General features: G+C 46.3%; 22 protein-coding genes and 1 pseudogene. 18 read left to right on the forward strand and 5 right to left on the reverse strand.

The window, feature by feature from the left end:
- Window positions 1–341: hypothetical protein (locus ACYVD3_RS25910; protein WP_460645425.1), on the reverse strand; the 341-nt coding region annotated here is incomplete at its 3' end.
- Between the two features lie 43 nt (window positions 342–384).
- Here ACYVD3_RS25910 and ACYVD3_RS25915 point away from each other — a divergent pair.
- From ACYVD3_RS25915 to ACYVD3_RS25925, 3 genes and pseudogenes are all read left to right on the forward strand, one after another.
- A complete protein-coding gene (locus ACYVD3_RS25915) occupies window positions 385–501 on the forward strand; it encodes a spore coat associated protein CotJA (RefSeq protein ID WP_460645423.1) in 117 nt (38 codons plus the stop codon).
- A complete protein-coding gene (locus ACYVD3_RS25920; RefSeq protein WP_460645393.1) occupies window positions 501–767 on the forward strand; it encodes a spore coat protein CotJB in 267 nt (88 codons plus the stop codon). The genes ACYVD3_RS25915 and ACYVD3_RS25920 overlap by 1 nt, the downstream gene beginning before the upstream one ends.
- A pseudogene (locus ACYVD3_RS25925) lies at window positions 767–862 on the forward strand (manganese catalase family protein); the annotation flags it as partial. The gene ACYVD3_RS25920 and the pseudogene ACYVD3_RS25925, both read left to right, overlap by 1 nt.
- A gap of 52 nt (window positions 863–914) precedes the next feature.
- Here ACYVD3_RS25925 and ACYVD3_RS25930 read toward each other — a convergent pair.
- Window positions 915–2,372, reverse strand: coding sequence for a recombinase family protein (locus ACYVD3_RS25930; protein WP_460645394.1), 1,458 nt, complete (start codon window positions 2,370–2,372; stop codon window positions 915–917).
- Between the two features lie 91 nt (window positions 2,373–2,463).
- Between ACYVD3_RS25930 and ACYVD3_RS25935 the strand changes: the two genes are divergently transcribed.
- Complete coding sequence (locus ACYVD3_RS25935) at window positions 2,464–2,622, forward strand: hypothetical protein (protein ID WP_460645395.1); 159 nt, start codon at window positions 2,464–2,466, stop codon at window positions 2,620–2,622.
- Window positions 2,623–2,806: 184 nt separating this feature from the next.
- Here the strand turns inward: ACYVD3_RS25935 and ACYVD3_RS25940 are convergent, their stop codons facing one another.
- On the reverse strand, window positions 2,807–3,466 hold the full coding sequence (locus tag ACYVD3_RS25940; RefSeq protein WP_460645396.1) for a DUF3298 and DUF4163 domain-containing protein: 660 nt from the start codon (window positions 3,464–3,466) through the stop codon (window positions 2,807–2,809).
- 85 nt (window positions 3,467–3,551) lie between these two features.
- On the opposite strand from ACYVD3_RS25940, the gene ACYVD3_RS25945 reads away from it, so the two are divergent.
- The 9 genes from ACYVD3_RS25945 (at window position 3,552) to ACYVD3_RS25985 (ending at window position 13,726) form a co-directional block, all read left to right on the forward strand.
- Window positions 3,552–4,088, forward strand: coding sequence for a manganese catalase family protein (locus tag ACYVD3_RS25945; RefSeq protein WP_460645424.1), 537 nt, complete (start codon window positions 3,552–3,554; stop codon window positions 4,086–4,088).
- Window positions 4,089–4,243: 155 nt separating this feature from the next.
- Window positions 4,244–6,223, forward strand: coding sequence for a pilus assembly protein PilM (gene pilM, locus ACYVD3_RS25950; RefSeq protein WP_460645397.1), 1,980 nt, complete (start codon window positions 4,244–4,246; stop codon window positions 6,221–6,223).
- Between the two features lie 22 nt (window positions 6,224–6,245).
- Window positions 6,246–8,318: a ribonucleoside triphosphate reductase gene (locus tag ACYVD3_RS25955; RefSeq protein WP_460645398.1), complete on the forward strand. Its 2,073-nt coding sequence runs from the start codon at window positions 6,246–6,248 to the stop codon at window positions 8,316–8,318.
- Between the two features lie 417 nt (window positions 8,319–8,735).
- Window positions 8,736–9,548 (forward strand): gluconate 5-dehydrogenase, encoded by an 813-nt coding sequence (locus ACYVD3_RS25960; protein ID WP_460645399.1) that lies wholly within the window; start codon window positions 8,736–8,738, stop codon window positions 9,546–9,548.
- A gap of 141 nt (window positions 9,549–9,689) precedes the next feature.
- On the forward strand, window positions 9,690–10,391 hold the full coding sequence (locus ACYVD3_RS25965; RefSeq protein ID WP_460645400.1) for a GntR family transcriptional regulator: 702 nt from the start codon (window positions 9,690–9,692) through the stop codon (window positions 10,389–10,391).
- Window positions 10,392–10,393: 2 nt separating this feature from the next.
- A complete protein-coding gene (locus ACYVD3_RS25970) occupies window positions 10,394–11,188 on the forward strand; it encodes a carbohydrate-binding protein (RefSeq protein ID WP_460645401.1) in 795 nt (264 codons plus the stop codon).
- Window positions 11,189–11,387: 199 nt separating this feature from the next.
- The gene (gene manA, locus ACYVD3_RS25975) at window positions 11,388–12,320 is read left to right on the forward strand and encodes a mannose-6-phosphate isomerase, class I (RefSeq protein ID WP_460645402.1); all 933 of its coding nucleotides are present in this window, start codon (window positions 11,388–11,390) and stop codon (window positions 12,318–12,320) included.
- Window positions 12,321–12,337: 17 nt separating this feature from the next.
- Window positions 12,338–13,222 carry an ROK family protein gene (locus tag ACYVD3_RS25980; protein WP_460645403.1) on the forward strand — a complete coding sequence of 295 codons (885 nt, stop codon included), beginning with the start codon at window positions 12,338–12,340 and terminating at the stop codon, window positions 13,220–13,222.
- A gap of 99 nt (window positions 13,223–13,321) precedes the next feature.
- On the forward strand, window positions 13,322–13,726 hold the full coding sequence (locus ACYVD3_RS25985; protein WP_460645404.1) for a hypothetical protein: 405 nt from the start codon (window positions 13,322–13,324) through the stop codon (window positions 13,724–13,726).
- Window positions 13,727–13,855: 129 nt separating this feature from the next.
- Here ACYVD3_RS25985 and ACYVD3_RS25990 read toward each other — a convergent pair whose 3' ends face one another.
- Complete coding sequence (locus ACYVD3_RS25990) at window positions 13,856–14,005, reverse strand: hypothetical protein (RefSeq protein ID WP_460645405.1); 150 nt, start codon at window positions 14,003–14,005, stop codon at window positions 13,856–13,858.
- Between the two features lie 93 nt (window positions 14,006–14,098).
- On the opposite strand from ACYVD3_RS25990, the gene ACYVD3_RS25995 reads away from it, so the two are divergent.
- Window positions 14,099–14,269, forward strand: a complete 171-nt coding sequence (locus tag ACYVD3_RS25995; RefSeq protein WP_460645406.1) for a hypothetical protein — start codon at window positions 14,099–14,101, stop codon at window positions 14,267–14,269.
- A 498-nt stretch (window positions 14,270–14,767) separates the two neighbouring features.
- Here ACYVD3_RS25995 and ACYVD3_RS26000 read toward each other — a convergent pair whose 3' ends face one another.
- Window positions 14,768–15,571, reverse strand: a complete 804-nt coding sequence (locus tag ACYVD3_RS26000; RefSeq protein ID WP_460645407.1) for a helix-turn-helix domain-containing protein — start codon at window positions 15,569–15,571, stop codon at window positions 14,768–14,770.
- A gap of 160 nt (window positions 15,572–15,731) precedes the next feature.
- Here ACYVD3_RS26000 and ACYVD3_RS26005 point away from each other — a divergent pair, with 160 nt between their 5' ends.
- The 4 genes from ACYVD3_RS26005 to ACYVD3_RS26020 are packed head-to-tail and all read left to right on the forward strand — an operon-like array spanning window position 15,732 to window position 19,428.
- Window positions 15,732–16,685, forward strand: coding sequence for an ABC transporter permease (locus ACYVD3_RS26005; RefSeq protein WP_460645408.1), 954 nt, complete (start codon window positions 15,732–15,734; stop codon window positions 16,683–16,685).
- Entirely contained in the window at window positions 16,672–17,622 is a 951-nt protein-coding gene (locus ACYVD3_RS26010; RefSeq protein ID WP_460645409.1) for an iron chelate uptake ABC transporter family permease subunit, read from the forward strand. Before ACYVD3_RS26005 ends, ACYVD3_RS26010 begins: the two co-directional genes overlap by 14 nt.
- A complete protein-coding gene (locus ACYVD3_RS26015) occupies window positions 17,619–18,374 on the forward strand; it encodes an iron ABC transporter ATP-binding protein (RefSeq protein ID WP_460645410.1) in 756 nt (251 codons plus the stop codon). The genes ACYVD3_RS26010 and ACYVD3_RS26015 overlap by 4 nt, the downstream gene beginning before the upstream one ends.
- 58 nt (window positions 18,375–18,432) lie before the next feature.
- Window positions 18,433–19,428: a siderophore ABC transporter substrate-binding protein gene (locus ACYVD3_RS26020; protein ID WP_460645411.1), complete on the forward strand. Its 996-nt coding sequence runs from the start codon at window positions 18,433–18,435 to the stop codon at window positions 19,426–19,428.
- Window positions 19,429–19,491: the final 63 nt, after the last annotated feature.

Genomic DNA, 19,491 nt, shown 5'->3' on the forward strand with positions numbered 1-19,491 from the left:
TGTCCAATGCCGCCTAAATGTCCGGGAAAGGTAAAGGAAGCCGTAACAATGAGGTGTCCGGAAATGCCGGCCTGCCCATGCCCAATGCCGCCTAAATGTCCGGGAAAGGTAAAGGAAGCCGTGACAATGAGGTGTCCGGAAATGCCGGCCTGCCCCTGCCCAATGCCGCCGAAATGTCCGGGAAAGGTGAAGGAAGCAGTGACAATGAGGTGTCCGGAAATGCCGGTATGCCCAATGCCAGTAAAATGTCCCGAAAAAGTAAAGGAAGCTATGCCCATGAGATGTCCGGAAATGCCCAAATGCACAGCCCCGGTTACCTGTCCCGGCTGGCCGACTCCCAATCCGTCAGCTCCTGCCGAAAATATCGACCAGTTTCCGGTGGGAATGGCTTATGTACCATGGCAGCGCTGGCAGCAGGTATATTCAGTAGATGTGGCCATAAGCGTTGGAACGATCTTCCCGGATCTGAATAAACCATTTATTATGGGGGGGTGCCAGTGATGATGGGGTCTAATGTTAATTGCGATATGCTGTTAAGGCAGGTGTATGAAGCCAGTTTTGCAATGGATGATGTGGTCTTGTATCTTGACACCCATCCGGATGATCAGGAAGCATTAAACTATTTCTATTATGTAATGAGTATGCGGCAACAGGCAATGCAGGCATATGAGGAGCAGTGCGGTCCTTTGATGGCTGATGGAGTAATGGATGAAAACTACTGGACCTGGATAGAAGATCCATGGCCCTGGGAAGGAGTGTGCGGCTAATGTGGAGGTATGAAAAGAGATTACAATATCCGGTAAATATAACCACTCCTAATCCCAAGATCGCTATGTTCATTATGAGCCAGTATGGTGGGCCATATTGCAGTACCATATGATTAAGGCCAAAAGGCAGTATGGCCTTTTCTCCGTTTAAAGGGAGATATAATAGAAGAATTTCAGCTTTCCTTCCTGTTTATCATAAACAATTTTCTTTACAACACTTCTTAAAGCATTTCCCTTCTTCTCATAACTCATGGCCGGATCAGAAATAATGTCACAGGCCTTCTGGATCCTGACTGCCAGCAGGTTTTTATCAGGGGTCTTATCACGGTCGGGGCTGCTTTTCAAATCCCTTAGGCGGTTCTTAAATTCTTCCTCCTCCGCTTCAAGACGCTTTTTTCCGGCTTTGTATTCTTCCAGGGTATCAATTCCATTTTCATAAGCTTCCTTTATCCGCTGCTTTTTATGGCTGATTCTTAATATGGCGGCCTGTATGTTCTCCGCTTCTCCTGTTGTTTGGGAAACAGGCTTTTGTACATAGACGTATTTTATATCTTCGGAGGAAAGAGCATTGCGAAGGGACTCTAAAATAAGGTCCTCCATCTTTCTGGCGGTAATGCTGCAGGATTCCTCATGAAGTCCCTTGGCATAGCGCCAGCACTGGAAATAACTGGGATGGCGGCCTGTATCCAGGGCTTTATTAAATACAAGGCTTGCCCCGCAGTACCCGCATTTTAAAAGGCCGGAAGCCCAATGCTTACATCCTGACACTTCCCGGCGGTTTCCGGGCCTGTATTCTCTTTGAAGGCGGGCCTGATTTTCTTTAAAAACCGATGTCACGGTCTGTCTGGTTTCATGCTGCCCGTGAAAGGAAATGTCTTTCCAGGTGACGATCCCGTCATAGAACCTGTTTTTTAATATGCGCTCAATCGCCCGGCGGTCGAACCGGTTCCCTCTTTTTGTCAGAAATCCCTGTTCATTGGTGCTTCTTGCAATGGCAGATAAATCCATGCCGTCATGATAGGACCGGTGGATATATTCTACGATCTTATATTCTTCATCCTCAATAAGAAAAGGTTTTCCTTCTCCTACTGCGCGGTATCCCAGACAGGGGGAGGCCTGGTAACCCTCTCTTAAAGCCTTTTCCGTCATACCCCTGGTAACTTCCCCTGATAAGTTAATGGAATAGTATTCATCAAACCATTCGATGATGCTTTCAATGAGACGGCCGAACATGCCTTCCATAATGGGTTCGGATACGCTTTTAATGGTCACGCCGCATTTTTTCCGGAGAACCCCTTTATAAAACATGCTCTCTTCCTGGTTTCTTGCAAAACGGGAAAATTTCCAGAGGTAGAGATACTGAAAGGGAGAGGGCTGGGTCTTGGCAATGGATATCATTTTTTGAAACTGCTTCCGGTTGTCTGCGCGGCGTCCGCTGACCCCTTTTTCTTCAATAAAAATAAACTCTTCCGGGATCAGGATCCCATCCGCTTTTGCCGCTTTTTTAATTTCTCTTAGCTGGGCATCAGGAGAAAGCTCTGTCTGGTCATTTGTGCTTACGCGGACGTAGGCAGCTCCGATTTCCGTTGTTCCGGTTTTTTTCAAAATCCATCCCCTCTTTCCTGTACTCCTGGGAAATATCAGGAAACAAGTACAATCAATGTCACATACATTTTACCAGGAAGGGGACGGAAATATGAACAAAAAACCGATTATTGAAAATTACATAGAAATTAACGGAAAAGATGTTCTTATGGATTCTCTGCCGGAGGAAGAGCGCAGGGAAATTGCGCTGATGCTTCAGGATAAAATGATGGAATCTGTGGGATTTCGAAGAATGACCGACTCTGGCTGATGCCGGAGAGGAAGAATTGGCCTGACATGGAGGGGGCCGGCAAGATGGGGATCCTGCCGGCCAAGTATGAAAAAAAGTTTTATTTAAAAGGTTATTGCCCTTTGCAATTATTAATATACCGGAAAAATGTGATAAAACTTTGATGGAACTGTGAATACTTTGTGAAGGTGGAGGCAGATCAGGGTCAGGCATTGGGAGTACAGTCCTGGAAAGGAAAGAAAAAATCCGGGAGCCCGCTTGCATAAGGAGCGATATCGTACTGCTGATAATAGATGACGATTCCCAGGGGATTGACAAAAAATCCGTTGATATTAAAATTACCCCGCAGGAGAGACGGAAAGTCATCAAAATAATCGGCTGAGGACGTTTTTATCTGTTCTTCTATCTGCTGCTGGATTCCTGTAAGAATATAATCCGTAAATTTTGGATTGTTTGGGAAAAAATCAATGAGGCCTAGCTGATTTCCGGTACAAAAATCCCATGTCTGGGAATCCCGGACTGTATTTCCATGGGCTCCTCCCAGATAGGTGTATTGGTCGGTGTAAAGGCTGGTGACGCAGTCTTCATTGTATGTAACTTGAAAGATGGATAAAAATTCATAGTAATGAAAGGGGAACTGATTCTTTCGTGCGTATTCTACCTGCTCTGCGGCCTGGGAGTACAGCTCGGTGCGGCAGTAAGCCTCTGTCTGCCTGGCTTGAAGTTCATAGAATTTATTGATGCTCTGAGCGGCGTCGGGATTGCATGTGGTGGTAAAAACAGGATAATGGATTGTATAGATGAAAACAGTGACCCCATTGTAGCGCATAATATCGGTTAGGGTTTTTTGAGAGATTGTCTGCATAAGAGCCTCTTAAAAGAAAGATTTTTATAATATATGGGAAAGTGGGGCTAATTATGAGCGAAGAAAGGAGAGAAGAGCTGCTCATCTGTTTTTGACTTCAGGCGGGCCAGATGGAGAAATGGGAGCCGCCATGCGCTATCTCTCCCAGCGTTATGCCATGCCCTATAAGGAATGTAAGGGGCTTTTGACGGATATTGGAACGGAAGAACTGGCTCACTTAGAAATCGTAGCCACCATCGTTCACCAACTGACCAGAAACTTAACACCGGAGCAGGTGGTAGAATCAGGCTTTGGCCCCTACTACATTGACCATACCACAGGCATCTGGCCTCAGTCAGCAGGGGGAATCCCGTTTAATGCCTGTGAATTCCAGTCAAAAGGAGATCCTATCACGGATCTTGTGGAGGATATGGCAGCAGAACAGAAGGCCAGAAGTACTTACGACAACATTCTTCGTGTAATAACTGATCCTGAAATCTGCGATCCCATCCGTTACTTACGAGAGCGGGAAATCGTTCATTTCCAGAGGTTTGGGGAAGCTTTAAGAATCACCCAGGATAATCTGGACAGCAGAAATTTCTACGCATTCAATCCGAGTTTTGATATTAAAGATCAGTGCTGATAAAAACAGGCCGCAGCGTAATCTCTTAAGCTGCGGTCTGTTTTTCTATGACAATTTACGAGCTTTTTCCGCAAAAGTTTCCTTTATTTGATTGACGGAGACAGTTTATACTAGTAGAATAATAGACAAATATACAAGGGAATGGGGCATTATTTATGGATAACAGACATAGCATTTTGACAGACGCACTTCCGGATCAGGCTGTTTTCGCTTTGGATATTGGTACCCGGAGCATTATCGGCATGGTTGGAATGCCTGATGGGGATAGAATTCATATCGTTGCCATAGAGAGAGCCGAGCATACGAAACGGGCGATGATCGACGGCCAGATCGAGGATATCGACCAGGTGGCAAAGATCGCAGGTCAGGTCAAGGACAGGCTGGAGAAGAAGCTGGGATGCAGACTTAATAAGGTCTGTGTGGCTGCTGCGGGAAGAGCACTGCGAACCGAGAGCGTGACCTATGAGATGGAGCTTTCCAGGCCCCAGAAAATTGATGCGGAATCGGTCAGCCGCCTGGAAGCGGGTGCAATCAGCGAAGCAGAAAAGTTATTTATGAATAGAGAAGGAAAGGAATCAGACCGGCAGTTCTATCTGGTGGGCTATACGGTAAGCCGTTACTACCTGGATAACTATATAATTTCCAATCTGATCGACCATCACGGACGGATCTTAAAAGCCGACATCATTGCCACTTTCCTTCCGACAGAGGTGGTGGAAAGCCTTTACGCGGCCATGCATAAAATTGGCCTGGAGGTGTCAAGTCTTACCCTGGAGCCCATTGCAGCCATTAATGCCGCAATCCCCCAGAATATCCGCTTGTTAAACCTGGCTATGGTTGACATTGGAGCCGGAACCTCTGATATTGCAGTCTGCAGGGATGGAAGCGTTACAGGCTATACCATGGCAATTCTTGCAGGAGATGAAATCACCGAGACTATTATGAAGGAATATCTGGTGGATTTTGATACCGCAGAGAAAATCAAGGCAGAGATCGATGAAGCAGAGGAGCTGCATTTTTCGGACATTCTGGGGTTTGAACAAACCATCACCCGGGAATCCATCTTTGAGTGCATCAAAGAAGCCTCCTCCAGGCTTTGTGAGGAAATATCCGCAAAAATCCTGGAGGTAAACGGCGGGATGCCGTCGGCGGTATTCCTGGCAGGGGGAGGAAGCAGGCTCTCCGGATTAAAAGAGGGGATTGTAGAGCATTTGAAAATTGATCCCAAGCGGGTTGCCATTGCGGGCAATAATTTTAAAATCAATGCCTATTCCCATGAATATGATCTTGAAAATCCGGAATATGCCACCCCACTTGGAATCGTCATATCCGCAGGCTTTAGCATTGTCAATGACAGCTTCCGGGTCATTTTAAATGACAGGCCTGCAAAGCTATTCAGAAGCGGCAGCTTTACCGTAATGGATGTTCTGATGATGAACGGTTACAATTACCAGGACATGATCGGGCGTTCCGGCCAGAACCTGGTGGTGAGCGTCAATGGAAAAAGAACGGTCTTTTATGGAGAAAAAGCAGAGCCGTCTGTTTTAAAGCTCAATGGAGAAGAAGCGCAGCTTTCTGACCAGGTAAATACGGAGGACTGGATCGTGTTCATACCTGCCAGCCATGGAAAAAGCGCATCGGCCATGCTTTCCCATGTGGCGGAGATTGGGAAGGAGGGGAAAGTGCTGGTAAACGGAGAGGCAGTGAGTGAGGATGTGCCGCTAAAATCCGGTGACTCCATTGTAATAGAAGATCCAGCCATAGAAGATCCAGTGGCTGAAACAAAAGAAGAACCGGTACAGAATGCTGGTGCGAAGGAACCCGGGGAAACAAATCCCCCTTCCCTTAATCCGGCTCTATCAGGTACAGTTCCGGTTCTTAAGGCAGGCAATGGAAAGGGCGCAGACAGCCGTGGGAGTAAGGGGAAAATCACATTTTTTCTGAATGACAACCCTCTGACCCTTCCCTTAAAGCCGGACCACCAGCCTTATTATCTCATGGACATGCTGGAATATTCCGGACTGGATTTTAAAAACGTAACCGGACAGGTGGTGTTGGAGGTCAATGGGGAAAGCGGAAGCTTCCAGCAGGAATTGCACAGCAGGGACCGCATCATGATCTATCAGGTTAAATAGGACTTAAAGGAGAAGGACTAACATGTTAAAGGTTATAAAAAGGGATGGGGCAGAAGCCGTCTTTGATTTATCAAAGGTCAAGGAAGCCATGAAAAAGGCATTTACGGCAACCGGAAAATATTATACGGAAGCAATCGTGGAACTGCTGGCTTTAAGAGTGGCTTCTGATTTTAAAGACAAGGTAAAGGAAGACCAGGTCGCTGTGGAGGAAATTCAGGACAGCGTGGAGAAAATTCTGGAAGAGACGGGATATACGGATGTGGCAAAGTCGTACATCCTTTACCGGAAGCAGAGAGAGAAGATCAGGAGCCTGGGAGCCACTACTCTTGATTATAAGGATGTGGTGGATAATTACGTAAAGGTAGATGACTGGCATGTAAAGGAGAATTCCACGGTAACCTATTCCGTGGGAGGGCTGATCCTTAACAATTCAGGAGCTGTGACGGCAAATTACTGGCTTTCTGAAATTTATGACAAGGAGATCGCAGATGCTTATAACCGGGGCGATATCCATATTCATGACCTTTCCATGCTGACGGGATATAGCTGCGGCTGGTCTTTAAAAAGGCTTCTGCTGGACGGGCTTGGAGGAATTACAGGAAAGATCACGGCTTCTCCCGCAAAGCATCTGGCAACCCTGTGCAATCAGATGGTTAATTTTCTGGGAATCATGCAGAATGAATGGGCGGCTTCCCAGTCCTTTTCATCCTTTGATACATACCTGTCGCCTTTTGTCAGGGCTGACGGCCTTTCCTATGACAAGGTGAAGAAATGCATGGAGGCTTTTGTGTTCGGGGTAAACACGCCAAGCCGGTGGGGAACCCAGGCTCCGTTTTCCCACATCTCCTTGGATTTAACGGTCCCGGAGGATATGAAGGCTGAAAAGGCCATTGTGGGCGGCAGGCGAATGGACTTTACCTATGGGGACTGTCAGGCAGAGATGGATATGATAAACCGCGCATTTTTAGAGACCATGATGGCCGGAGATGCCGGGGGAATGGGATTTCAGTATCCCATCCCTGTTTACGGGCTATCTGAAGATTTCGACTGGTCTGACACAGAGAATAACCGCCTTTTGTTCACCCTGGCTTCCCATTATGGAACGCCTTATTTTTCCAACTATATCAGGGGCGGACAGGGGCCGGGGGATGTACGGATCTCCTATGAGGGCATCACTCCGGATCTTACAAAGCTGCGGAGAAAGGCAGGAGGATTCTTCGGATATGGGGAGAATACCGGGTCCATTGGTGTGGTCACCATAAATCTTTCCCGGATGGGCTATTTGGCTTCCGATGAAAGGGATTTCTACAAACGTCTGGATCAGGCAGCGGATATTGCGGCCAGATCCTTGAAGATCAAACGGGAGGTCATCGGCAGGCTGTTAAAGAATGGGCTTTATCCCTATACGGCCTGTTATCTGGAAAACCTGGAAAATCATTTTTCTTCCATCGGCGTTATTGGAATGAATGAGGCAGGGCTTAATGCCTCCTGGCTGAAGGAAGGAATGGAATCTCAAAGGACCAGGGATTTTGCGGCGGATGTGCTGAACCACTTAAAGAAAAAGCTGATGGGGTATCAGTTAGAGTACAAAAGCCTGTACTGTCTGGAGGCGACTCCGGCGGAATCGGCGGCCTACCGCCTGGCAATGATTGATAAGAAAGAGTTTCCGGACATCATAACTGGAGGAAAGGAAGGGGATATCCCTTATTATACCAACAGCACCAAGCTCTCTTCCGATTTTGGAGGAACGCTGGCAGAGGCCTTGGAAAACCAGAATGTGGTCCAGCCTCTCTATACGGCAGGCACTGTATTTTCCGTTTATATGGGACAGGAAGAAAAGGACTGGAGAAGGATCCGGGACTCTTTAAGAAGGATCATGGAGAATTACGACATTCCATATATGGCCTTTACACCGGCGTATTCCATCTGCCAGAGCTGCGGCTATCTTTCCGGAAGACAGGAGACCTGCCCCACATGCGGGAAACAGACCGATGTGTACAGCAGGATCGCCGGATATTACCGTCCCGTCCATGACTGGAATGAAGGAAAGATCCAGGAATTCAAAAACCGGAAAATGATGATTTTGGAAGAATGAAATCAGAAGACGGACATACAGCATAAACAGGATTGCATCACAAAGATCCCGGTTTTCCTTGCGGAAGCCGGGATCTTTGATTTGCGCCAGCAATGCTCCGGACGAATATGCCTGCATATTCATTGAGAACATGCCGCAGCAACGAAGAAAAACTTGCAAAACATGTTTTTCTTCGTTGGCAGAATCGGGAAATAGGCCGGTGCCTGGACAAGGGATTATCACTTGGAAAATTTTAGATAAATAAAAAGAGCACTGTTTGTTAAATATGTACATTGAAAAAAGAAATTGGATATGTTAGCATATATACAAGGTGTTAGATTTGTATACAGATTTTATAGTTTGGATACATTTCAAAACACAAGAATATTGAGATAACTGACCCCCAAAAAAAATAATAAGCAAAGGAGAGATTGAATTATGAATAAGGATTACTTAGCAAATCAGTTTTCCCTTAACGGAAAAGTTGCATTAGTCACAGGCGCTTCCTATGGCATTGGATTTGCCATTGCCAAGGCTCTTGCAGCAGCAGGCGCAACCATTGTTTTTAATGATATCAAGCAGGAATTGGTGGATAAAGGAATTGCTGCTTATAAGGAAGAAGGAATTGAAGCCCATGGTTACGTATGTGACGTTACCAGTGAAGAAGGCGTAAACTCCATGGTAGCTCAGATTGAGAAGGAGGTCGGCGTGATCGACATCCTGGTAAACAATGCGGGAATTATCAAGCGCATTCCTATGTGCGATATGACTGCCGAGGAGTTCAGACAGGTAATTGACGTTGATTTGAACGCTCCGTTTATCGTAGCAAAGGCAGTGATCCCGTCCATGATCAAAAAAGGTCACGGAAAGATCATCAACATCTGCTCCATGATGTCCGAGCTTGGCCGTGAGACCGTATCCGCATATGCGGCTGCAAAGGGCGGACTTAAGATGCTGACCAAGAACATTGCATCTGAGTACGGCGAATTCAACATTCAGTGCAACGGCATTGGACCTGGCTATATCGCTACTCCTCAGACAGCACCTCTCCGTGAGACTCAGGCAGACGGTTCCAGACATCCCTTTGACCAGTTCATCATTTCCAAGACTCCGGCAGGACGCTGGGGAGAAGCAGAGGATCTGGCAGGCCCGGCCGTGTTCCTTTCCTCTGACGCTTCCGACTTTGTCAACGGACATATTCTGTACGTGGACGGCGGTATTTTAGCTTACATCGGTAAACAGCCGCAGTAACAGTAAGATTTCAATATTCATTGCCAGTCCTGTTAATGGGCAGGCAATGATGTTAAAAAATATGACCATGATGTCTGCTTTTAAGGTAGAGGTCATGGCATATTTTTTAACAGGTCTAATATAGAGGACGGAGAGGGTTCAATGGAAGGAAAAACCAAAACCTATAAAAACCGCGGCGAACTGGTGTTTGAAACCTTAAAGCAGGAGATTCTGGACCTGGAATTAAAGCCCGGTCAGATCATCAGTGAAAATGAAATCTGTGAACGGTTCAGCGTATCCCGGACGCCTGTGAGGGAAGCTGTGAGAAGGCTTCAGGAACAGGGCTTTGTCAATTCAGTGCCATATTCCGGCACACAGGTAACGCTTTTGAATCTGGATAATATCAAACAGATGATATATATGCGTGTTGCTGTGGAAACCATGGTTATGCGGGATTTTATGAATATGGCCACGCCTCTCTGGATGGAGGAAGTCCGGTATCTGATCCGCAAGCAGCAGGCCCTGATTCAGGAAAAAGGGTTTGAACCGGAGCAGTTTTACCGTATGGATGCCCAGATGCACGCCATTTGGTATCAGGCTACGGGAAAGCAGAAGCTTTGGGATATGATACAGGCTCAGCAGTTACATTATACAAGGTTCCGTATGCTTGATTTTGTGACTGAAACGGATTTTACCAGAATCATCAGGGAGCATACAGAGCTTTTCCAACTGCTGGAGAAAAAGGACATCCAGGGTCTGGAGCGGTCTCTCAGAGAACATCTGTATTACAGCATGAAGAGAATGAAATATCAGATAGAAGTAGAATATAAAGACTATTTTGAACAGGAAGAGCAGGAGGACTGATCATGGCGAATGTATCAATAGCTGTAAGAAACCAGAATGGCGGAGTGAAGGCTTCCGCATTGAGTGAGAATCAGGCGAACCTGGTGTTTGAAGGCGAATACGAAGACGGAGATGCCATTGTTTTTACAACGGATAAACCAGGCACCCATTATGTGGTGCGGGTTGACGACTGCATGGATGAGTCCTTTGTCTACCTGACAAAGGAAGAAATCGTATATACCATACCCTTTGGGGAGAAAAAGATTTCCTATAATCCCCAGGCCTTTACCGGGGAGCATCATTATCTGACCATTCGGGAAGCCTTTGACCAGGAAGCAGGGATTTACAGGAACTTAGCAAAGAATGTCATGGACCAGCACGGAGATATGGGCTGCTTCCCTCATGCCTTTGCCAATGTGGAAACCAGGGGAGAAGCGGTGTTTGCGGCACGCAATGCCATTGACGGCGTTCTCGCCAACGAATCTCATGGTGCATGGCCTTATGAATCCTGGGGAATCAACCGCCAGGATGATGCGGAAATGACCCTGGACTTTGGCCGGCCAGTGGATTTTGATAAGATTGTTCTGTATACCCGGGCAGATTTCCCCCATGATAACTGGTGGGTGAAGGCCAGATTTACGTTTTCCGACGGAACGGAAGAGATGGTGGAAATGGAAAAGAGCGTGAAGCCTCACCTGTTTTCTGTGGAAAGAAAGAATATCACATGGGTGAAATTAAGCGATCTGATAAAAGCGGATGATCCTTCCCCATTTCCGGCCCTTACCCAGATTGAGGTTTATGGAAAAGATTCCCAATAAGAATAGAAAGAAAGGTGTCAGAATGAATCCGGATCACGGACATTCCGGCACTTTTTTCATGGAAAATAACATCTTATAAATCCATAAACTTTCTGATCCGGCATTTTAGAGAAAAAGTAGAATTACCTCTTTTCCTTTTTCCCATATTCAGGTAAAATATAGGAAGTGGTCATAAATCACTACATAAGGAGGAAAACAGATGGAACTTTTGTTTCTGGAGCCTGTGTTTATAGAGGCCATCTGGGGCGGTACCAGACTTCGGGATGTATTCGGCTATGAGATACCAAGCGATACCACCGGAGAGTGCTGGGGAATCAGCGCCCATAAGAACGGGGAATGTGAAATTGCAGGAGGAATCTATGACGGCAGGAGGCTTAGCAGCCTGTGGAAGGAAAAGCCGGAACTGTTCGGGAATTATCCCGGAGACCAGTTCCCTCTTCTGGTTAAAATCATAGATGCAAAGCAGGATTTAAGCATCCAGGTCCATCCCGATGACAGCTATGCAAAAATCCATGAGAACGGGTCTCTTGGCAAAACAGAGTGCTGGTATATTCTGGACTGTGAGCCTGGAACTGAAATTGCAATCGGCCATCATGCCGGAGATCAGGAAGAGATGGAGTCCATGATAAGAGATCACCGGTGGAAGGAATTTATCCGGACTGTTCCAATTAAAAAAGGGGATTTTTTCCAGATCAATCCTGGCTGTGTCCATGCCATTAAGGGAGGGACCCTGGTGCTGGAGACGCAGCAGAGCAGCGATATTACGTACCGGGTATATGATTATGACCGTTTGTCCGATGGAAAACCAAGGCAGCTTCATGTAGAAGAGAGCATTGCCAACATAAAAGCGCCTTTTGAGGAAAAGCAGATTGCTCCGGAAACAGAGAAAATACCAGGCGCAGTGCACACCCATTTGGTGACCTGCCAGTTTTACTCCGTAGATAAATATGACATTGACGGCGTGTTTTCAAAGGAGTTTGGGAAATATTTTACTAATGTAAGTGTTATAAACGGAAAAGGCTCGGTGAACGGGATTCCTTTGGAGTCCGGGCAGCATTTTATCGTACCGGCAAAAAGCGGAGAGTGCAGATTTGAAGGAAAGATGTCTGTCATCTGTTCCAACCCAGAATAAAAAGGAGGCAAAAGGATATGAGACTTGGAGCATTAGAGGCAGGCGGAACAAAGATGGTTTGTGCCATAGGAAATGAAAACGGAGAAATTTTCGAGCGCGTTTCCATTCCCACCGAAACACCGGAAATCACCGTGCCGAAGCTGATCGAATACTTTAAGGATAAGGAAATTGAGGCGCTGGGAATCGGCTGCTTCGGCCCTATTGACTTAAACAGGAACTCAGAGACTTATGGCTACATCACCACCACTCCCAAGCTTGCGTGGGCCAATTATAACATTGTGGGAGTCTTGAAAGAAGCCCTTAAGATTCCGGTTGGATTTGATACGGATGTCAATGGATCTGCTCTGGGAGAAGCCACCTGGGGCATTACAAAAGGTCTTGAAAACAGCATGTATATTACAATCGGCACAGGTGTTGGAGCCGGGATCATCGCCAACGGAAAGCTGCTTCACGGCATGCTGCATCCCGAGGGCGGGCATTTGTTGCTGTCCAAGCATCCCGACGACAGCTATGAGGGAAAATGCCCTTATCACAGGACATGCCTGGAAGGCCTTGCCTCCGGACCTGCCATAGAAGCACGGTGGGGAAAGAAGGGCATAGAGCTGGCCGGTCAGAAGGAAGTATGGGAATTAGAGGCATATTACATCGCCCAGGCACTGGTGGATTATATTATGGTACTTTCTCCTCAACGGATTATTCTGGGGGGAGGCGTGATGCATCAGGAACATATGATGCCTTTGGTAAGAGAAGAAGTGAAGCGCCAGATGGCCGGATATATCAGGACAAAGGAGCTTGAGGACATAGAGCATTATATCGTCCTTCCCAGCTTAAATGATAATCAGGGCATCATGGGAGCCTTAAAATTGGCTGTCAATGAGTTTCAACTGGAAAATAGAGGTTAATTGCCAATTTTCTCCTAGTGAAATTCCATTTCCTGTATGTTATGATACATTTTGTAACAGAAATGTAATAATTACGTAACAAATAAGGAGGATATTACCATGAGAAAATTACCAGTATTCATTTTAGCAGCAGCAACCGCATTAACTGTAGCAGGTGTTCCTATGACCGCACAGGCAGCGACCTGCCCAGTGTCAACAGGTAATGGCTATAACCTTTCAAACTGCTTAGGACAGTCTGGGGATATTAACAGCATTTTAAGCAAGCTTGGCTGCAACAGCAGCAACGGTAATAGCTGCAGCAACGGTACGACCTGCACCAATGGTTCCACCTGCACCAACGGTTCTACCTGCACCAAGGGGGCTAGCTGTTCCGGCAGCACCTGTTCTACCAGCAAGAACAGCACCTGCTCCAGCGGTAAGAACAGCAGCTCCTGTTCTAAGACCAAGGCTGCAACCACAAACAGTGGCCGTCAGTGCAAGTCTTCCAACAGCTATTGGAGATAATTATTTTTACGTTTATTAATTGGTCGGGCCGTTTGTGTCCGGCCTTTTTTCTATATGGGAGAGTGCTTGGTTCCGGCATCAAAAAACAGCCATAAGGCCGGTTCCGGCTTGTGACTGTTTTTAGGAAAATCATTTACTTCCGTTGTTTACAATTTCCTCCAAAACATGGATCAAATCGTAAAGGGTGTTAATTTGTACGTTTCGTTCCAGGATCTCATTTTTTAAGTCAATGGAAAGAGTCTCAAATTTTGCCTGGACGGCAGGAGCTATATATGACATGTTCATCACCTCATTTTTATCATGCGCAGCCATGGAATGTATTATGCGTGAAAACTCTGGTTTTACATAAATTTTGTGGTGCAGGATCATACTATGGGTGAGGTGATTGAAATGAAAAACAGCGGACAGGAAAAGCTTTCCCAGAAAAAATCAAATGAAATGTATCACGGCACGGCAGAAAAAGGCAAGCCGGAAAATCAGAATCAGACCCATAATTCCCGTCGGGAAGGTATGGGACCGAATACAAAAAGAAAATCGGATTAATTTTTAAAGGGGTGGAAACCAAGATGCCGTGGCTTCCACCCCCTTGAGGTTTTATATTTATGATCGGGCGGTTTTACAGGACTTCTTATCAATAGCAGAGGAAAAGAAGAGACATAAACCAAAATGAGTTGTCTATCTTTGGTAAAGCGGCGGCTGAGAGTTGTCAATGCTTCTTTCTGCTGCTGCTCTGATAAGCCGTTCTGTAATATTAATATATGTGTTTACCCAAGTTTTGTGAACAAGCCGAAGGGATGGGCGGAAGCAGAGCAAAGGAGAACTTCCGCCCGAATGATGTTACATATATAATAACGGATAAAAGTCATTTTTGTGACGCGGATTAGGGAATTATTATATTTTTTTGCAATTTAAAGTCATATCTGCTATTTTCATTGAACCGGCAGGTAGACTGGGGGAACCATTCTTTATAAATATAGTCTGCAACCGGCTGCAAAGAGCCCTGTGGTCTGCAGGATGCAGAGAATTTCTGACACCGTAGCCTTAGATTGCCATGGAAGTTTGGGAATTATCATAAATTGTACAAACACTTTCCCGGTATTCCTGAGGTGTTTTGCCGCAAATGTTCTTAAAGACACGGTTGAAATAGCTCTGGCTGGAAAATCCTACGGCAAGAGCTATTTCCAGCATAGAATAAGTCTGATCACACAATAGAACCTGGCTGCGTTCCACACGAAGGCGGTTGATATATTGTGAAAAAGAACAACCCATTTCTTTTTTAAACAGACGGCATAAATAGGATGGATTCAGGTTTAAGTAATCAGCGGTCTCCTGCAGCGTTACATTGCCCCAGAGCTGGCTTTTAATAAAGCCTATACAGCGGTAAATCTGATAGGAATACCCCTGGTTTGTCTGAAACTCCATGTCCTGCTGTAAATGCTTTTGGGAAATCATCTGAAGCAGTGATATCAAATGCGGCACCACCGGGGCAGGCTTTAAGGGAAATATGGGATCTCCATCATTTTGTATATAGGGACCGAAAACAAATGTTCCCAGCTCCGGCATGGCTGGGTCTATATAGCAGGCTGTAAAGGACAGTTCAGCTTTTGATGTACCCATAATAGGACATGTGCTCATTTCACATTGCAGGGTAATATGATCCTGCTCCATTCCGGAATGAAGCAATTCACAAGCCTTGTATACTGTTTTACGCCATAAGGGATAGCAGCAAAGGCGGTTGGTGGGGCCGGCACATATCATAAGGCAGTTTTCAAACCGGTCAAATGCCCGAATTGCCAAATTGGTGCAGGCATTAAATTCTTCTAAAATTCTCTTAATGGTTTCCATGATTCCTCCGTATTTGCATTTCAAGGTCAATATAGTGAAAATTAGGTCAAAATTGTACAAACAGAAATGATCTGAATAAGTATACTACAATAGTTAGCTAAAACTAACTTCTACTTACTATTATAGTTATGGACTGGAAACTGTCAAGACTGGGGACTCGATGAAAAAATTTGTTTACATACTTGCAATTGTTGTTTTAGGCGTTATCTCTCTTTTTATCGGCGTAAAGGATATTACAATACAAAGCCTGTTTACTGCACCTGACCAGATGAAAATCATGGTTGTGAGCCGTATTCCAAGACTGATCAGCATTTTAGTGGCCGGAATGGGAATGGCCGTGTCAGGGGTGATCATGCAGATGCTGGCGTCAAACCGCTATATCTCGCCATCTACAGGCTCCACCACAGAATGGGCAAAATTAGGCGTGCTGACAGCCGTGTTATTGTTTCCCGGTGCAACTCCGGTTGTTAAAATGCTCATTGCTTTTGGCTCGGCTTTTCTGGGAACCATGTTGTTTCTGCGGCTTTTGCAGGCAATCAAGCTTAAGGATGCTGCATTGATTCCTCTTGTAGGAATACTCTTTGGAAACGTGGTGGGCGCAGTTACCACCTTCATCGCTTACCGCCATGACCTGATTCAAAATATAACCTCATGGATGCAGGGGAGCTTTACAATGGTGCTGCGGGGACGGTATGAGCTTCTGTATCTGGGTCTTCCCTTTTTGGCATTGGCAATGTTCTATGCCAGCCGCTTTACCGTGGTAGCTATGGGAAAAGACATTTCCAGCAATCTGGGTATTTCTTATTTTACAACGGTACAGGTGGGACTTTCCATTGTTGCGGTCATGACCTCGGTGGTTGTGGTGTCGGTGGGAGCAATTCCCTTTATCGGCATTGTAATACCAAACATTGTAAGGCTTTACTGCGGTGACAATCTGCGAAAGAGCATTGTAGATATTGCTTTGCTTGGCGGCCTGTTTTTGCTGGTGTGCGATATTATTTCCCGCCTGATTATTTTTCCTTTTGAAATCCCCATCAGCGTGACGGTAGGTGTTATGGGCTGCGGGCTGTTTCTGGCCCTGCTGGCAGGAAGGAGGGGTTATGAAGCTGCGTAAAGTTCTGTTTTTGCTTTTTCTGCTGACCCTTGTAGTTTCGCTTTTATACGTTGTCTGGGGATTGAACCCGGATAATGCTGGCTACAACGTTCCCAGACGTCTGGTCAAGCTGGCGGCTATTTTTGTCACAGGGGCTGCAATCGGTTATTCTACCATTGTATTCCAGACTGTGGTGGGCAACCGGATCCTGACTCCTGCCATCATGGGACTGGACAGCTTATATCTTTTTGTGCAGACATTGGTGGTATTTGCCATGGGCGCAAAACAGCTTGCCATGATGTCTGAAATAACAGACTTTTTCATCTCAGTCTGTATGATGGCGGGTTTCAGTCTGCTGCTTTACAGATTTGTATTCAAGAGAGAGAATGCGCGCCTGTTTGTCATTATTTTCATCGGCATGATGCTTGGCAGCCTGTTTTCCAGCCTTGCCACTTTTATGCAGGTCCTCATTGATCCTAATGAATTTATGGTTGTCCAGGCAAGGATGTTCGCAAGCTTTAATAATGTGAACACGTCTCTGCTGGGGATCGCCTCTGTCTTCATGGCATGTACAGCAGCCGTGGGAATACATAAAATTCACCGGCTGGATGTGCTGTCACTGGGGCGGGATATTGCGGTGAGCCTTGGTGTGGACTATGATCGTTCCGTCAAAAAATACCTGCTGATCGTGTCTGTCATGATTGCTGTTTCCACCGCCCTGGTGGGTCCCATCACCTTTTTGGGCCTGCTGGCCGCCAATCTTGCCAGACAACTGCTTGCCACCTATAAACACAGTATATTAATTCCCGGCGCGGTTCTGGTTGCAGGAACAGCCCTGGTGGGCGGACAGTTTATGGCTGAACGGATCTTTGCTTTAAGCACTCCTATCAGCGTAATCATTAACTTTATCGGCGGTATTTACTTTATTATTCTTTTGATTCGGGAGGGACGGATGTGATCGTAACAAAAAATATAGGAAAACGTTATGGCGAAAAGCAGGTTTTGGCGGGCATTGACACTGTGATTCAAAAGCATGCCGTTACAACCTTGATCGGTGCCAATGGAGCGGGGAAAAGCACGCTGCTTTCCGTGATTTCCCGCCTCATGCCCGGAGAAGGAGACGTCAGCATTGACGGACAGGCTATTTCATCTTTTAAAAGCAGTGAGCTTGCAAAAAAGCTGTCCACCCTGCGCCAGACCAACCATGTGGGCGTAAGGCTTACGGTGCGGGAGCTGGTGTCCTTTGGCAGATATCCCCATTCTCAGGCAAAGCTCACCGATGAGGACCGGCAGCTTGTGGAACAGGCAATCGGCTACATGGAAATGGAGCGCTATGGGGATACGTTTATTGATCAGCTTTCCGGCGGCGAGCGCCAGCGGGCGTTCATTGCCATGGTCATCGCCCAGGACACAGAGTACATTCTCCTTGATGAACCTCTTAACAATCTGGACATGAAGCACTCTGTTCAGATTATGGGGCTTTTGCGCACTCTCGTTGATGACCATGGAAAAACAGTTGTGCTGGTGCTGCATGATATCAATTTTGCGGCAGCTTATTCCGATTACATCATCTCACTGAAGGATGGTAAGCTGCTGAAAAACGGAACAGCAAAGGAGGTGATTACCTCTGAGGAATTAAAAAAAGTTTATGACATGGATTTTACCATCCATGAGGTAGACGGCATGCGTCTGTGCGCATATTTCAAATAGCTGTATTGGCCATTGGGCTGATCAAATAAAATGTGTAATCTTGAAAGGAGATTCATTTATGAAAACAAAATCAATTGCAATTTTACTGGGTCTTGCCATGACCGCATCCCTGACTGGCTGCGGAGGGACTGACTCCCCAAAGAATACTACCGCAGCTCCAAGCTCCCAGGCGGAAAGCAGTGCTGCGTCTGAAAGCACGGCACCAAAGGAGGTCACGGTAAAGCATGAGCTGGGTGAGACAACACTGGCAACGGAACCTGAGCGCATTGTGGTATTTGACTATGGCACCCTGGACGCACTGGATTATGCAGGGATTGACGTAGTGGGACTTGGCAAAGGCGGCAATCTGGCTGATCATTTAAGCAAATTTTCCGGGGAGGAATACAAGGTGGCAGGTTCCCTCCACGAACCTGACTTTGAAGTCGTGAACGAACTGAAGCCTGATTTGATCCTGATCAGCGCCAGGGCAGCAAAGTCCTATGAGGAGCTTTCCAAAATTGCGCCCACCGTATATATGACAATGCCGACCAACAATTATTTTGATAGTTTTCAGGCAAATCTGAATATCCTTTCTCAGATTTTTCCCTCCAAAGCCGATGTGTTTTCCAAGGCCATAGCTGAAATTGAGGTAAAAGTCAAAGAGGTTCATGAAAAAGTAACGGCTGAAAAATGGAATGCACTGGTAATCATGGCAAATGACAGCGAACTCAGCGTCTTCGGTCAAGGATCCCGTTTTTCCATTGTTTATGATGACTTTGGCTTCCAGGTAGCTGACCAGCAGGTTGACGACTCCACCCATGGCCAGACAGCCACGTTTGAATATCTGGCTGAAAAGAATCCGGATTATCTGTTTGTCATAGACCGTGGGGCAGCCACCGGCGCTGCCGAAGCCACCGGAGCAAAGAAGCTGTTGGATAACGAACTGATGAACGGCACAAAAGCGGCGGAAAATGATCGTATCGTTTATCTGGATTCTACCAACTGGTATGTTGTTTCCGGAGGCATTACGGCTACTAAGGCAATGGTTGATGAAGTGGCCGCCTCTCTGAAGTAAGTTTGTGAAAATCCGGTCAAAGCCGATATTCTGCATCACGTTGATAATAAAGCAGTGATGATG

This window comes from Lacrimispora brassicae, assembly GCF_054772055.1.

Coding starts and splice junctions, on each gene's coding strand:
- ACYVD3_RS25915 (WP_460645423.1), top strand. CDS start 385: ATGGCTTATGTACCATGGCAGCGCTGGCAGCAGGTATATTCAGTAGAT.
- ACYVD3_RS25920 (WP_460645393.1), top strand. CDS start 501: ATGATGGGGTCTAATGTTAATTGCGATATGCTGTTAAGGCAGGTGTAT.
- ACYVD3_RS25935 (WP_460645395.1), top strand. CDS start 2,464: ATGAACAAAAAACCGATTATTGAAAATTACATAGAAATTAACGGAAAA.
- ACYVD3_RS25940 (WP_460645396.1), bottom strand. CDS start 3,466: ATGCAGACAATCTCTCAAAAAACCCTAACCGATATTATGCGCTACAAT.
- pilM (WP_460645397.1), top strand. CDS start 4,244: ATGGATAACAGACATAGCATTTTGACAGACGCACTTCCGGATCAGGCT.
- ACYVD3_RS25955 (WP_460645398.1), top strand. CDS start 6,246: ATGTTAAAGGTTATAAAAAGGGATGGGGCAGAAGCCGTCTTTGATTTA.
- ACYVD3_RS25960 (WP_460645399.1), top strand. CDS start 8,736: ATGAATAAGGATTACTTAGCAAATCAGTTTTCCCTTAACGGAAAAGTT.
- ACYVD3_RS25965 (WP_460645400.1), top strand. CDS start 9,690: ATGGAAGGAAAAACCAAAACCTATAAAAACCGCGGCGAACTGGTGTTT.
- ACYVD3_RS25970 (WP_460645401.1), top strand. CDS start 10,394: ATGGCGAATGTATCAATAGCTGTAAGAAACCAGAATGGCGGAGTGAAG.
- manA (WP_460645402.1), top strand. CDS start 11,388: ATGGAACTTTTGTTTCTGGAGCCTGTGTTTATAGAGGCCATCTGGGGC.
- ACYVD3_RS25980 (WP_460645403.1), top strand. CDS start 12,338: ATGAGACTTGGAGCATTAGAGGCAGGCGGAACAAAGATGGTTTGTGCC.
- ACYVD3_RS25985 (WP_460645404.1), top strand. CDS start 13,322: ATGAGAAAATTACCAGTATTCATTTTAGCAGCAGCAACCGCATTAACT.
- ACYVD3_RS25990 (WP_460645405.1), bottom strand. CDS start 14,005: ATGTCATATATAGCTCCTGCCGTCCAGGCAAAATTTGAGACTCTTTCC.
- ACYVD3_RS25995 (WP_460645406.1), top strand. CDS start 14,099: ATGGGTGAGGTGATTGAAATGAAAAACAGCGGACAGGAAAAGCTTTCC.
- ACYVD3_RS26000 (WP_460645407.1), bottom strand. CDS start 15,571: ATGGAAACCATTAAGAGAATTTTAGAAGAATTTAATGCCTGCACCAAT.
- ACYVD3_RS26005 (WP_460645408.1), top strand. CDS start 15,732: ATGAAAAAATTTGTTTACATACTTGCAATTGTTGTTTTAGGCGTTATC.
- ACYVD3_RS26010 (WP_460645409.1), top strand. CDS start 16,672: ATGAAGCTGCGTAAAGTTCTGTTTTTGCTTTTTCTGCTGACCCTTGTA.
- ACYVD3_RS26020 (WP_460645411.1), top strand. CDS start 18,433: ATGAAAACAAAATCAATTGCAATTTTACTGGGTCTTGCCATGACCGCA.